Origin of the sequence: uncultured Cetobacterium sp. (genome assembly GCF_947039425.1) — a bacterium.
Classification (GTDB): domain Bacteria; phylum Fusobacteriota; class Fusobacteriia; order Fusobacteriales; family Fusobacteriaceae; genus Cetobacterium_A.
In genome coordinates this window covers 1-14827 of record NZ_CAMQYW010000020.1, presented here as the reverse complement: position 1 = coordinate 14827, position 14827 = coordinate 1, and the positions used below count along the sequence as shown (strand labels likewise).

The window sequence follows — 14827 nt, the reverse complement described above, 5'->3', positions numbered from 1 at the left end:
ACCTTTTCCACTCATAACTCCAATAACATATTTTATTTTGTTTAAAGGGTTATTAGTTACTCCACATTTTGTAGATTCTTTAGAACAATTACTTTGTGAAGGGCATGAATTACAATTTGACATATATTTTCCTCCTTGATGTATAAAAATTAGAGTGAAGCACTCGTTTTAATGATACTCCTATATTTTATTAAAGTCAAAAATAATTCTTTTAAATATAAAAGAATTTGCAGATTTATAAGTATATAAAATCAAAATAAATTATTTATATGTATTTAAGGAGGAGTGTATGGAATATTCTGATTTTTTTTTAAAAGGGTTAATATTAAATTTGATATTATTATTTGTATATTTTTTATTATTTATAAAATTGAAAAAGACAATATATAGAATACATAGAAATTATTTTAATGTTTCATTTGAGAATTTTGAAAAATTAAATTATTTAGTTATCGGTATTTATAAAGTTTTAATTATTGTGTTCTATTTAGTCCCGTTTCTAATATTAGAAGTTTAAACAAAAAAAGAAATCTATCTTAGATTTCTTTTTCATTAACCTATATTATTAGTTTTGTTTGAATGTTTTATGAAATATAACTTCATCATCTTTAAAAGTATGCTCTTTTTCAATAGAAACAGATGTTTCAACAATCTGAGTTTCTTCTTTAACTGCTTCAGCTATTTTTTGAGCAAAATCATTTAAATCTCCTTTTAAATCTCCCTTTAGCTCAACACCAACATTACAAAGATTTTGATTAATATCAACGTCATACTCTGCAGGTATATTTTTAAATTGTACCTTTAAACTGTTTTCTACTCTGTCTTCAATAATATCATTTTTGTCAGATGCATATCCAAAAGAACAAACAGCAAGTAATGCACCAATTAAGAATTTTTTATTCATAATTATCCCTCCATAAAAAGTATTTAAATAATTCTATACTATAATTTTAACATTTTTTGAGAAAACTTTAAGCAAAAATAAGAAAAAGTTGTTTTTTTTATTTTTTTTGGATTGATTTAAAGTGAAGTGTATTTATTTAGAATATAGTTGTTTAGAAATAAGAAAAATAAATAAAAATAGCAATAAAAACTGTAGTTATTGTAGAAAATTATAAAATATGATAAAATTATAATTTAACAATTGATCAGGAGGAAAAAAGTGAAATACAAAATTAAAGAAAGAAATACATATATTGAAACAATGAAGTTTTTTCTTAGTCAATATATGTATCTATATTTATTTATGCTTTTTATAAGATGTTATTTCTTATATAAAACATATCCAGAGGTAAATAATATTCCTTTTTCAGTAATAAGCAAAGGATTCTTTGTTGGTTGGATTTTTGATAATTCAATAATTGGAAGTTATTTAGTTTTAACAGGAGTTGTTTTTTTTATTTCTATATTTTTAAATTTTTTTGGTTTAAAAAAGATTTCAAAATATATATATATAATTCCAACTAGTTTATTAATTATAGCTATTAGTTTTTCATCAGTTGGAGATGTAGAATATTTTAATGAGTTTGGATATCATATAAATTCTACAGTTGTAAATTACATAGGACATACTAATGAAATTGTAGATACAATGTTTACAGGAAATGTCTATCATCCATTTATAAATTTATTTATATCTTGTTTTTCATCATTTATTCTTATAAGAAATGTTGTAAAAAAATATAATAAATATATAGAGCATAAAATAACTAATTTTAAAGGAATAGTTTATTTTATTCTCTCTTTATTAACACTTTTAACATTTGGTGTTTTTTCTTCAAGAGGTGGATTCTCAGAAGCAGTATTAGATTGGGGACGTGCAAATTATTCTAATTATTCATATGCTAATCAATTTGCAATAAATCCTATTTTTTCTTTTGGAAGATCTTATTATAATATGAAAAAAGAGGAAAGAAAGGGTGCTACTGTAAATAGGACTTTAAATAATAAAGAATTAAAAGATAATATAAGAAACTATATTGGAGATTCTGGAGCTGTTTATTTAAGTGAAGAAAATCCATTGCTTAGAATTACAAATACAGAAAATCAAGAAAAAAAGTATAATGTTGTTGTTGTTTTAATGGAAAGTTTTATGTCTAAGTATATTGGAATACAAGGAGCTAAAATAGATGTAACACCAAATTTTAACAAATTAGCAAAAGAAGGAGTTCTATTTGATAATTTATATGCTACAGGAACAAGATCAAATAGAGGAATAGCTTCTGTTAATGTTTCTTTTCCATCTCCTAGAGCAATTGCAGTAACAAAAGAGTTTACAACTAGTCAAAAAAGATTTTACTCTTTACCAAGAATACTAAAAGGAAGAGGATATAATACTAGTTTTATATATGGTGGAGATGCACAGTTTGATAATATGGCTGGATTTTTAAAGTTTAATGGAGTTGATAAGATTATTGATGTTAATGATTTCCCAGAAAAAGATAGAATGATCAAATGGGGAGTGCCAGATAATTTATTATTTGAAAAATCAATTAATTATATGGATTCTTTAAAAGAACCATTTTATGTAAATATGTTTACTTTAAGTAACCACGCTCCATATGATATTCAAGATAAAGATAAAATTTATACAGAAAAAGATGCTGATAATTATATGAGATTAAATGCTTTTCATTTTGCAGATAAGGCTCTTGGAGAGTTTATAAAAAGTGTTAAAAATAAATCATGGGCTAAAAATACAATTTTTGTTTTTATTGCAGATCATGGATTTAAAACTGACAATAATTTTGAATTAAGTGAGGATAGATTTAAAATTCCTATGCTTATTTGGTCTCCTGGAGATATTTTAAAGCCTCAAGTAATAGATAAGACAGCTTCACAGATGGATTTATTACCAACAGTTATGCATATCTTAGGTGGGAAATATAAAAATTCAGCTTGGGGAAGAGACTTATTTAAAAAACAAGATAAAAATTTAGCTTATATAACTCAAACTAATTATTATGGAGTAGTAGATGGAAAATATTTATTAATAGATGGAAATGGAATTAATCCTAAATTAGTTGATTTAGAAAATCAAAAATATATAAAAGATCCCAAGAAAGAAAAAGAATTGTATAAGGCAACAAGAACGTACTTAGAGTTAGAAACGATACAATTAAAACAAGGTAAGTTTTCAGATTAAAAAGACCTATAATAATTTGATATAAAAATATAGAAAAATTAAAAAACTATCTATATTATAAAAAGAATGATATAATATATATCGAAGAAAAAATATTAACGGAGAAAATATGACTTTTAATGAATTTAATTTTAATAATCAAATAATGACACAAATTAATGAAGCAGGATATACACATCCTACGCCTATACAAAAAGAAGCTATCCCTATGATAATAGATGGAAATGACATTTTAGGATTAGCTAAAACTGGAACTGGAAAAACAGCAGCCTTTGTTTTACCAATACTAGAAAGACTAATTGAAAAAAATAAAAGTGGTAAAGGAGTTCGTGCATTAATAATAGCTCCTACTAGAGAGTTAGCAGAACAAATAAACAATGCAATAATTCAACTTAGTAAAAAAACTGGATTAAAAAGTATTGCAGTTTATGGAGGAACACCAATAAAAAGACAAATAACAGCAATGAAAGACGGTGTTGATATTGTTGTTGGATGTCCAGGAAGAATTTTAGATCATTTAAATCAAGGAACTTTAGGACTAACAAGAGTAGAGTTTTTAGTTTTAGATGAAGCAGACCATATGTTGGATATGGGATTCTTAAAAGATATAGAAAAAATAATTAAACATACTCCAAAGAAAAAACAAACTTTATTCTTTTCAGCTACAATGCCAAAAGAAATTAAAAATCTAGCTTTTAAAGTTTTAAAGAAAGAACATAAAATTGTAGAAATTGAATATAAAGATCCAGTTAAATTAATAGAACATGAACTTTTTCATATAGAGCATGATGAGAAGAAATCTAAATTAGTTGATCTTATAAAAACAGAAAATATGGAGTCAGTTATTGTTTTTACTAATGGAAAACATAAGGCAAAATATTTAAGCAAAGTATTGGAAACAAAAGGTATAAAAGCTGTAAATTTCCAAGGTAACTTATCTCAAAATCAAAGAGATGCTGCTTTAACAGGTTTTAGAAATGGAGAATTTAAAGTTCTTGTAGCAACAGATATTGCAGCAAGAGGACTTGATATTCCACAAGTAACTCATGTTATAAACTATGATTTACCTAAAACGGCAGAAGCTTTTACTCATAGAAGTGGAAGAACTGGAAGAGCTAATAAAAATGGTATTGTTTTAACATTTACTTCAGTAATAGAAAAGAAAATACTAAGTGAAATTTTAAAATTAAATAAAATAGAATTTAAAGAGATACATGGAGAAGAAAGTAAAGATCCAAAAGATATGAAAAAACATGTTCCAGAAAGAAAATTTGGAAATAAAAAAGAAAATGAAAAAAAAGCTATGCCACAAAAAAAGAAAAATAATTTTTGGCAAAAGAAAAAAGAAAATAAAACAAAATAAGTAAAAAAAGATAGATTTCAATCTATCTTTTTTTGTTATTATTGATATATAATTAATAAGGTGGTGATTATTTATGATTTTTGATAAAATAACAGCATATGATAAACATAAAGTTTTGAAAAATATGATAGCTCCATATATTGCAATGTTAATAGCTCAACATTTTAATTTAGGTTATAAATATTCAGCTGCGACTATTTGTATTTTAAGTTTAGAAAGCACTAGAAAAGGATCCTTACGTAGTTCAATTGAACGCTTACTTGCTGCTTCTTTTGGACTTTTGTTATCAGCCTTAATTATTAAATTTTTTAATTTTAATCCAATTGCTCTGGTTTTTTATACAGCAATTTTTATGCCTCTTTGTATTCGTTTTAATTTAATGCAAGGTTTTTTTACAAATATAGTTTTAGCAACACATTTTCTTTTACAAAAAAATGTTGATTTATATTTTGTGTTAGATCAATATATTTTATTATTGGTTGGAGTTTTATGTGCTATGTTTGCAAATATATATATGCCTAGTCAAAGAAGTGAAATAATATCTTATTTTGATAAAATAGATGTAATTATGAATGATATTGTTTTTGATTTTTCTAAAGCCTTAAGATATAAAGCGGTTTCTTTAAATCAAAATAGTTTGTTTGAAACTTTAAAACTTGAATTGGAAAATTGTAAAAATTTAGTTTCTATGGAAAAAGATAATAAGTTTTTTTATAAAAAAATAACTATAGAAAAAAATTATTCTATAAAAGTTTCTGAGTACATATGTTTAATTAAAATGCGGGAGTGTTTTGAAAAAATATCATTAGATCTTCCGGTAACACATGAACTATCATTAATTTTAAAAGAATTATCTACACTTTCTTCAAATGATTATGTTTTTAGTACTTTTCTTAATAGAACTAAGAGTATTGAAAAAAAATTTAAAGATAGCTTATCCCATAAAGAGAAAAATTTTGAAAATGAAGCTGTCTATTTTCAATTGATAGAAAGCATTAAAGAATATATAGCTTTAAAGAAAAGTAATATATACTAGAAAAAAGGAGCATACTAAAAAGTACGCTCCTTTTTGATTAATATGTAAATCTAGCATCTCCCCAAGTTCCATGATCATATTTAATACTTCCATCATGATCTAAAACAAGTAGAGTAACCTTTTTAACGCCAGTAACATCTAAATCTACAATTTTAGCTCTTCCATAACTTTTGATAGGTCCACTTTCAAATGCTACTTTCCCATCTAGTAATACCTTAAATTCTGCAAAACTTCTATATCCTAAAATATCTCTATCCATTCCAACATGAGATTTAAATCTTTTAAATCCTTTTCCAGAAATATTAATTACTACTTCTGAATTAGAATTAACACTTAAAGCTTTTTCATATTTTAAGATTTCTCCAGTTTCAAGTCTTAAAGAAGGAATATTTCCTGATACAGTTATATCTCTACTAACTTTATACATTCCGCTTGTAGCTTTTTCAAATTTCATATCTGAAAGATATACAAAATTCTTTTTAACTTTCTCATAACCTAATTTTTTATGATTATTATTTATATATTCTTGAGAATCTAAAATAACTTCTTTAGGTAAATTATTTTCACTTAAATTCATAGGATTCTCTTTTTTATTTATTCCTTTTAATTTTAAAGAATAAGTTTGAACTTCTCCAGATTTTAATTGATATTGGTCATGTGGTTTAGCTCCCCAAGAATTATCTCCACCAACACCCATTTGTTTACCAATTAATCTTAATACAACATTATTTTCTTTGTTTAATTCAAATGGATGTCTTTTCCCACTTGAAAGTTCATTTGGAGTATAATGTAATGCATTAAATTCAATAGGATTTTCATTAGCAGAAGCAAATAATCCAAATCCATTTTTATTAGTTAATGTTACCCATCTTACTCCACTTCTATTTCCAGTTTCAGAAGGATTGATATATGGAATGAAGAATTCTTCTACATTTTTATTGTATAATCCTACGTTATAACCAGTTTGTCTATCAACATAATTTTCATCAGGTCCCTTACCGTACCAAGTTACATTATCATATTTTTTAGGTAACTGAGCCATCATACTGAATTCTGGAATTTCAGGTAATGATTTTGGAGAATATAGAGTATTTGATATATTAACTTCTCCATTACCAGTAATAACATAAGTTGTATATAGTTTAGATGTTTTTGTTGTTGGAACATCTAACTCCATTTGTATTTTAATACCTTTGTTATTTAACTTTGTAACTTTGTAATCTATTACTTTAGCATTTGAAGAAGCTTCTTTCCAAGTGTTAAGTCTCTTTGTAGCTCCATTTCCTCTGTCATTATCATTAGGAGCTCTCCAGAAATTAGCAACCATTGGAGTTTCTAATAATTCTTTACCTTCAAATATAAATGAATCAATTCCACCAGATGTCTTATTAATAGAAATATTAAAATCTTTTCCATTAACTGTAATATCAGTGTTATTTTCAACTAAAGCAACATCATCAAGTTTGTCTAAAGATAGTGTAGATATATTTGTTTTTTCATTTTTTATAGGGAATTGGTTATGTGCAACAATATGTCCTTTCTTTGCCCACGATTTATCCTCTTTTAATTTGAAATCAATATTTAACCAGTACTCTTTATTGTCTTTCATTACAAACTCTTTAACTGGTAATTTAACATCTTTATCTTTTTCAGGGGAAATATCAATTTTAAACATTCCTGTTTGGATAACAGTTCCATTTTCCTTAAGTTCCCAAGTACCTAAATACTCATCTAAGTTAGTGAACATAAATTTATTTTTTAAATTAATAACTCCATTTTTAGCATTTATATCTTTACCTTCAATATTTTGGAATACTTTTTTTACCTCAACAAGTTCTGGTTGAACAGTTCTATCTGCAAATATAAGTCCGTTAGCAGAGAAGTTTTTATCAGTAAATTCAATATCTCCCCAATCTCCACCATAAGCAAAGAATTTTTCTCCAGTTTCAGGGTCTACAGTTGTTATAGCTTGATCAACCCAGTCCCAAATATATCCTCCATGGAAAACTTCGTTACTTTCCATAACATCCCAATAATCTTGTAAGTTACCAATACTATTACCCATTCCATGAGCGAACTCACACTGTAAGTATGGCTTTTTATTGTCAGGATCACTAGCATATGATTTCATCTCTTCAATACTTCTATACATTCTACTGTAAGTGTCAGTAACGTCTCTTTGAGGTTCATAATGAGTAAGTCTTGTAGGATCTTTTTCTTTTAGCCACTTAGCAGCTATTTCGAAGTTTTTACCAGTTGACGATTCATTTCCTAATGACCACATAATAATTGAAGTTTCATTTTTACTACGCTCAAGCATTCCTTCTTGTCTGTCAATAACAGCAGGAGTCCACTCTACTCTATCTTGAGGAATTTCATCTAACCTACCATGAGTTTCTAAGTTGGCTTCATCCATTACATAAAGTCCATACTCATCACATAGATCATACCATTTAGGATCATTTGGATAGTGAGATGATCTAACTGTATTTATGTTATTTTGTTTCATAAGAAGAATATCTTGAATCATAGTTTCTTCACTAACTGTTCTAGCAGTTGTGTCTACAAACTCATGTCTATTAACTCCCCTTAACATTAATTTTTTACCATTTACCATAATTTTATTATCTTTAATCTCTACTTTTCTAAATCCAACTTTATTACTTAATGTTTCTGTAGTTTCACCTTTTTCATTTTTTAACTCTAAAACTACAGTGTAAAGATTTGGATGTTCAGAAGACCATTTTTTAGGGTTAGCAATAGCTTGATTAAAAGAGATTATTTCATTTGAATTTTTCTCATTAATCTCTACTGTTTTTTCCATAGATTTTAATTCTTTGTTAGAACTATCAAAAAGTTTTGTTACAACAGTATACTTTCCTGCTGCAAACCCTTTTTTAGAATCAATTTCAACTTTAACATTTAAGTTCGAATCTTTATATTCATCATCAAGTTCAGTTACAACAGTATAATCTCTCATATAAACTTTTGGAGTTGTATATAAAAATACATCTCTAAATATTCCACTTAACTTAATCATATCTTGAGATTCAAGCCAACTTCCATCACTCCATCTGTGAACTTTAACAGCAATCTCATTTTTTCCAGGTTTTAAATATTTTGTAATATCAAAATCATGACCAACAAAAGTATCTTCACTATAACCTACATATTCCCCATTTATATATAAATAGTAAGCTGATTCAACTCCTTGGAAAGAGGCAAATATCTCTTTTCCATTCCAATTTTTATCAACTGTAAATTCTCTTTTGTAATATCCAATTGGATTATAATCTTTTGGTGTATCTGGATGATTGATCCCAGTTTTTTGATATTCCCAAGGATATGCAGTATCATTATAACGAATTTGATCATACCCATGTAATTGCCAACTTGATGGTACAGGAATTTTTTTCCATTTTGAAGTATCGTAAGAAGTTTTATAGAAATCCTTTAAATCTTCATTAGGGTGATCAACAATATTGAATTTCCAATCACCATTAAGACTTTTGAAGTTTTTAGAATTTTTATAATCTCTGTAATTAGGATTTTTTAATGCTTCTTCAACAGTGTCAAAAGACATTTTTGTAACATGAGCTTTTTCTCTGTTATCTTGAAAAATTTCAGGATTATTTGTCCAAAATGGATTGTCTTTTGAATAAGTTCCAGGTTTAATATTTTCATGACCTTTAGCATGGTTTGACCCATCTAAGTCATTTGAAAAAGATAAACTAGAAATAGCTAAACATAGTAGTAAAGATTTGCTTTTTATAAGCATGATACCCCCCTAAAAATTTGTTTTAATTTCCTTCAATTATATTAAACCTCATAAATTATATTGTGTAAATGTACACTTTAGTTTTTTTTGTATACTTAGTTAAGTTGACTAAAATAAGAGAGTTTAGTTTCTAATTGTTTCTAAAAGTGATTTCTATAATTTTATATTGGAATATTGTGCATAAAAAACAAGTGATTTAAATAAAAAAAAACAAATCGTACTTTCGTACGATTTCATTTTAAAAAGTGTATGTTATTGCTATTTAAAAGATTTTCAATTGATGATTCTAAGGTTGGACTAATAATAAATGTCATATTAATCTGTATTTTAGAAAAGTTAAAAACAGAATCTTGATAAAAAACACTATCATTAGCAAGAATAAATATCTCTTTAGCTAATTTACATGCTGTTTTTTTAATTTCTCCAATTGATATATTCTTACAGCTTAAATTTCCTTTTTCTAAATTTACTCCTTCTGGTTCTAAAAATATTTTCTTTAAATTGAATAGTTCTAAATTGTTTTTAGTAATTTCACCTAAAAAAAGTTTGTTTTTTGCATTGAAAATACCACCTGTTGAGATAATTTTAATATATTTATTTTTTGATAAAATTTTAATTATTTCTGGAGAGTTACTAATAACAGTTAAATCTATTTTTCTTTTTTGTAAAAGATATGATGCAATTAGAGTAGGAACACTCCCATCAAAGAAAATAATATCCCCCTCCTCTATATTATCAATTATAATATTTGCAAAATCATTTTTTATAGCTAATTCAGATTTTGATAACTCTTGAAAGGATATTTTTTCTCCTATTTTTCTTTTTAAAATAGCTCCACCGTGAGTTCTTTCTAAGGTACCATCTTTTTCCATTTGACAAAGATCTCTTCTAATTATAACCTTACTTAAATTAAAATAATCGCTTAATTCATTTACACTAACTCTTTCCTTTTTTTTTAGTATATTTAAAATTTCTTGTTTTCTTTCTTCAACAAACATATTATATGATTCCTCCAAAATATTAAGTATTGATATAAGTATATCATATTATGGATTAATCTTTTATGATCTATTCCATCTTTTTCTTTTACTTAATAAAATAAGATCTCTTAAATAATTAGTGTTTTTAGCTTCCATCCAATTTTTTTCAAACTCTTCTTCTTTGGCTAGAAAAACAAAGGAAGCTATAATTTTCAAATGAAGTTTTGTTTGCTCTGGACAACCTAAAAACAGAAAAACCGCATGAAGATTATCAGAACAATCATCAAAGATAATTCCATTTTTACTTCTGAAAATAAAGATATTAAATGATGAAGAATTATTTAATACAATATGAGGAATAGCTGTGAAATTATTTAATTTTGTTGTAGCTTCATTTTCTCTTGCTTTAAAAGTGTTTACGAATTCATAGTGAGACATAATTGTATGCTCTTTAAAGACATTGAAATTTTCATCAATAATATCGTAAATTGATTTTTTTTCATTTATCTCTATGATTGGAGCTTTTTTTATTAAATAATCAAAATCATCAAGTTCTATATTATCTCTTTTATGAATTATATCTCGTAATTCTCTTTCTAAACTATGGGTAACTTCAATTCCTTTAGTCAACTTTAATATTAAATGTAACAAAGCATATTCTTGTTGATTTTCTTTTCCAAATTTATAATATATTATAAATCCTAAAAAAATAAATAAAATTAACATCATATTTGAAAAAATTCCTAATTTTATAATAAAACTAGAAAAAACGATAATAGAAAAAAGTTGTATCCAAGGATAAAAAGGAGATTTAAAAGTAGGTTGGTAATTTTTAATTCCGCTTTCTCTTAGGATAATAACTGTTAAATTAGTCAGTATATAAGCTAATAAAACAACAGCAGAAGCTATTTTTGCTAAGTTTTCTAGTTTGAATAAAAGGGAGCATATTATAAAAATTCCAGTTAAAACTATAGGGATAATAGGAGTTCTAAATCTTTTATTTATAATAGATATTTTATGTGGCAATAGACCATCTCTACTTAGCGCAAGTGGATATCTAGAAGCTGACATAATTCCAGCGTTAGCTGTTGAAATAAAAGCTAACATAGAAGCTGTAATAATTAGAAAAAATCCAAAATCTCCAAGAAGCAAAGTAGCTGTATCTGCAAGTGGAGTAATAGAATCAATTAAAAAATTACCATTTGGAATACTCCCAATAGTAACAAAGATAATTAAGCCATAGAGTATAGTTGTAGATATCACTGATGAAAATATTGCTTTTGGAATGCTTTTTTCAGGGTTAATAACCTCTTCTGAAACACTAGAAACTTGTAAAAGACCACCGTAAGATATAAAAACAAAAGCTGAAATACTAACAATAATATTTATTTTATCCGTAAGAGTATATGTTAAATTTGGATTTTCATAATTAATGAAAAATGGATCAAAATTACTTAAGTTTATAGTGAAAATACCACTGAAAATATATATTAATATAAAAATTAATAAAAAAATAACAATAGTTACTTCAAATTTACTAGCTATATCAACACCAACTATATTTAATAAACAGAAAATTATAACTGAAATAAAAGAGATAGTAAAGAGTTGAAAATTACTAGGATGTATAAACATAAGTCTTCCAATAACTTCTGATATTCCATATATAGCTAGTGAAGATTTTAATGATAAAGCAAACCAGCTTAAAATTCCAGAAATAGTTCCTAATATGGGCCCAAAAGTTTTATTTATAAAAAAATAATCTCCACCAGCTTTGGGCATAGCAGTACTAAGTTCTATAATAGAGATTATTCCAATACAAGCTATTCCCCCTCCTAATAAATAACCAACAATCATAGATGGACCAGCTTTTATATAAGCAAGTCCTGGCAAAATAAAAATTCCTGAACTGATCATAGCACCTGTTGCAATTGAAAATATATCTAAAAATTTCAATTTTTTATGTAGATCCATATTTTTACCTCCGTATTTTTTTTAATTATACAGATAATTAAATATTTTTCCTTTCTAAAATAAAAAGAAAGATATTTTAAATAAAGTATAATAAAGTATAATACCTAGTTTCTAATTTAATTGTTAAGGGGGATAAAGTATGAGTAGAATAAGGTTAATATTATTACTTAAAAATATCTATCTAGGAAAAAAACCAAATTTAAAAGAGATAGAAAAATTAGGGTTACTAGCTATAAAATTATGCCAATACTATGCTTTGAGAATAGATTTTTTAGATGAAGAAATTTGTATGCACTTATCTAAGTTATATGAAAATAGCTATTTTGAAAGAAAAGAAAAATTATGTACAATTATAGATGAAAATGAAAAATGGATTTTGACAAATTTTATGCACTATGAAAATGATATGTATACATCTGCTTCTATAGGACAGATTCATACAGGGATTTTAAAACACAACATGGAAAAAGTAGCTATTAAAATTAGAAAAAGAAGGAGTTTATTAAAATTTAAAAGAGATATTAAGGTGACTAAATTTTTATTTAAAATAGCAGTATTAATTTATCCATACTTAAATAAAATATATAATCCAATAACAATTTTAGAACATATAGAAACTACAACGATTAAGGAGCTTAATTTCAATAATGAAGTAAGAGGTTCTGAAATATTAAGAAAATTAAAGAAAGAAAATGAAAAAAGTTATGATTTAGAATTTTTGAAATTTTCAAGATTTTATGAAAACTTATGTTCTAAAAAAGTTTTAGTATCTAATTTTATTAATGGAAAAAGTTTTAATACTTTATTAAATAAAGATCAATTAAAATATAAAGATTTTATAAGATTTTTTAAATATCACTCTTATTATATATTTAAAATAGGAATATTTCATGGGGATATTCATCCTGGAAATATTATTTTAGATAAAATAGGGAATATTCATTTAATTGATTGTTCAACTATTCATACGCTTAAAAAAGATGTAAGGTATAATGTGTTTTGGTTTTTTTATCACATAAGTAGAGATGAACCGACAAAAGCTTGTCTTTATATTAATGAATTTTCTATAGTTAAATTAGAAGAAAAGGAATATGAAGATTTTTTAAATAGTTTTTTACAATTATATGATAGTTTTAAAAATACAAAAATTTCACAAATAAGTTTAACAAAAAAAACTCTTGAAATTATAAAATTATCTCTTGATCATAATTTAGAATTTCCAATAGGAATGTTTCATTTGTTGAAAAGTTTAATGTATATAGATGGAATGTTATTAAAATGTCATCCGAATACAACTTTTATGAATGGAATAAAAGACTTTACAGACTCAATAAAAAAACAGATGATTTTAGAAAATTTAGAGGATATAAATACATTTTAATAACAAAAGTACTAGGATTATTTAATTCTAAGTACTTTTGTTTTTTATCTTTTAATAAAATATGATATAATCTATATAAAATGCAAAAAAATTATTATGGAGGATAAAAGTGAAAAAAATAGGAGCATTACTAGCTAGTTTATTTCTTCTAGCATCTTGTGGAGCAAAAGAAAATGTCACGCAAAAGGATAAGAATGAAGTTGTTATTCGAATATCCCAAGATCCTGACTTTTTAGATCCAAGTAAAGCTGTATCAGCAGGAACAGATGAAATACTATTTAATATTTATGAAGGTTTAATGAAAATACAATCGAATGGAGAGCTAAAACCAGCAATAGCAGAAAATTATAATATTTCAGATGATGGGAAAACATATACTTTTATAATCAGAAAAAATATAAAACTATCAAATGGAGAAAATTTAACACCTGAAATGATAAAAGAAGCTTATCTTAAAGTTATGGAAAAAGATTTTTCTGGAAACTCTAAGACTAAGGCTATAAAAGATAATATTGAGAAAATAATAGTTGATGGAGATAAGTTAATATTTACGTTAAAAATGCCAAGTAAATTACAACTTCCTATTTTCACTTTTGAAATTTCAAAAAAAATAGATGGAATGCTTTATGGAACAGGACCATTTGAAATAGAGAGTTATTCTCCTGGTGAAAATATAATTGTAAAGAAAAACAGATATTATTGGGAAAAAACAAGTGGAAACTTAGATGTAGTTGAATTTAAAATAATTAAAGATACTCAAAGTGCAATAATGTCTATGCAAATGGGAGAAGTTGATCTTATAGCAAAATTAGAACCCCAATATTTAGATTTAATAAATCAAAAAGATTTTACTATAGTTAAAGGAGAGCAAAATTTAGTACAGCAACTTTCAATAAATAATAACAAATCTCCTTTAAATAATCTAAAAGTTAGAGAAGCAATAGCTTATGCTATTAATAAAAATGATATAATAAATGGTGTTTCTATGGGAGAAGCAAAAGCATGTGGTAGTGGAGTTAGTCCCATAGTAAAAGCATATTATAATCCAGAAACTGAAAATATCTTTAAATATAATATTGAAAAATCAAAAGAGTTATTAAAAGAAGCAGGGTATGAAAATGGATTAAACTTAAATTTAAAAGTTGCATCTAACTATGGATTTAATGTGGA

Annotated in this window: 10 protein-coding genes; 6 read left to right on the top strand and 4 right to left on the bottom strand. The window is 25.3% G+C overall.

What is annotated here, in order from left to right; genetic code table 11:
• Nucleotides 1-289 precede the first annotated feature (289 nt).
• A complete protein-coding gene (locus tag Q0V09_RS10790) occupies nucleotides 290-517 on the top strand; it encodes a DUF6868 family protein (RefSeq protein WP_297407170.1) in 228 nt (75 codons plus the stop codon).
• A 48-nt stretch (nucleotides 518-565) separates the two neighbouring features.
• Here Q0V09_RS10790 and Q0V09_RS02755 read toward each other — a convergent pair whose 3' ends face one another.
• On the bottom strand, nucleotides 566-904 hold the full coding sequence (locus Q0V09_RS02755) for a hypothetical protein (RefSeq protein WP_297407172.1): 339 nt from the start codon (nucleotides 902-904) through the stop codon (nucleotides 566-568).
• Nucleotides 905-1162: 258 nt separating this feature from the next.
• Here Q0V09_RS02755 and Q0V09_RS02750 point away from each other — a divergent pair, with 258 nt between their 5' ends.
• The 3 genes from Q0V09_RS02750 (at nucleotide 1163) to Q0V09_RS02740 (ending at nucleotide 5544) form a co-directional block, all read left to right on the top strand.
• Entirely contained in the window at nucleotides 1163-3145 is a 1983-nt protein-coding gene (locus Q0V09_RS02750) for an LTA synthase family protein (protein ID WP_297487055.1), read from the top strand.
• A gap of 109 nt (nucleotides 3146-3254) precedes the next feature.
• Nucleotides 3255-4508, top strand: a complete 1254-nt coding sequence (locus tag Q0V09_RS02745; RefSeq protein ID WP_297407915.1) for a DEAD/DEAH box helicase — start codon at nucleotides 3255-3257, stop codon at nucleotides 4506-4508.
• Nucleotides 4509-4581: 73 nt separating this feature from the next.
• Nucleotides 4582-5544 carry an aromatic acid exporter family protein gene (locus Q0V09_RS02740; RefSeq protein WP_297487051.1) on the top strand — a complete coding sequence of 321 codons (963 nt, stop codon included), beginning with the start codon at nucleotides 4582-4584 and terminating at the stop codon, nucleotides 5542-5544.
• Between the two features lie 37 nt (nucleotides 5545-5581).
• Here Q0V09_RS02740 and Q0V09_RS02735 read toward each other — a convergent pair whose 3' ends face one another.
• From Q0V09_RS02735 to Q0V09_RS02725, 3 genes are all read right to left on the bottom strand, one after another.
• Nucleotides 5582-9322 carry a glycoside hydrolase family 2 TIM barrel-domain containing protein gene (locus Q0V09_RS02735; RefSeq protein ID WP_297407066.1) on the bottom strand — a complete coding sequence of 1247 codons (3741 nt, stop codon included), beginning with the start codon at nucleotides 9320-9322 and terminating at the stop codon, nucleotides 5582-5584.
• A gap of 233 nt (nucleotides 9323-9555) precedes the next feature.
• Nucleotides 9556-10320: a DeoR/GlpR family DNA-binding transcription regulator gene (locus Q0V09_RS02730; RefSeq protein WP_297487048.1), complete on the bottom strand. Its 765-nt coding sequence runs from the start codon at nucleotides 10318-10320 to the stop codon at nucleotides 9556-9558.
• Between the two features lie 63 nt (nucleotides 10321-10383).
• The gene (locus Q0V09_RS02725) at nucleotides 10384-12276 is read right to left on the bottom strand and encodes an amino acid permease (protein ID WP_297487045.1); all 1893 of its coding nucleotides are present in this window, start codon (nucleotides 12274-12276) and stop codon (nucleotides 10384-10386) included.
• A 139-nt stretch (nucleotides 12277-12415) separates the two neighbouring features.
• Here Q0V09_RS02725 and Q0V09_RS02720 point away from each other — a divergent pair, with 139 nt between their 5' ends.
• Both Q0V09_RS02720 and Q0V09_RS02715 read left to right on the top strand, forming a co-directional pair.
• Nucleotides 12416-13657, top strand: coding sequence for an AarF/UbiB family protein (locus Q0V09_RS02720; protein ID WP_297487042.1), 1242 nt, complete (start codon nucleotides 12416-12418; stop codon nucleotides 13655-13657).
• Nucleotides 13658-13766: 109 nt separating this feature from the next.
• The coding region (locus Q0V09_RS02715) for an ABC transporter substrate-binding protein (protein WP_297487040.1) at nucleotides 13767-14827 on the top strand (1061 nt) is incomplete at its 3' end.

Excerpts from the sequence above, each read along its gene's own strand:
- Q0V09_RS10790 (WP_297407170.1), top strand. The coding sequence starts at position 290 with ATGGAATATTCTGATTTTTTTTTAAAAGGGTTAATATTAAATTTGATA.
- Q0V09_RS02755 (WP_297407172.1), bottom strand. The coding sequence starts at position 904 with ATGAATAAAAAATTCTTAATTGGTGCATTACTTGCTGTTTGTTCTTTT.
- Q0V09_RS02745 (WP_297407915.1), top strand. The coding sequence starts at position 3,255 with ATGACTTTTAATGAATTTAATTTTAATAATCAAATAATGACACAAATT.
- Q0V09_RS02740 (WP_297487051.1), top strand. The coding sequence starts at position 4,582 with ATGATTTTTGATAAAATAACAGCATATGATAAACATAAAGTTTTGAAA.
- Q0V09_RS02735 (WP_297407066.1), bottom strand. The coding sequence starts at position 9,322 with ATGCTTATAAAAAGCAAATCTTTACTACTATGTTTAGCTATTTCTAGT.
- Q0V09_RS02730 (WP_297487048.1), bottom strand. The coding sequence starts at position 10,320 with ATGTTTGTTGAAGAAAGAAAACAAGAAATTTTAAATATACTAAAAAAA.
- Q0V09_RS02725 (WP_297487045.1), bottom strand. The coding sequence starts at position 12,276 with ATGGATCTACATAAAAAATTGAAATTTTTAGATATATTTTCAATTGCA.
- Q0V09_RS02720 (WP_297487042.1), top strand. The coding sequence starts at position 12,416 with ATGAGTAGAATAAGGTTAATATTATTACTTAAAAATATCTATCTAGGA.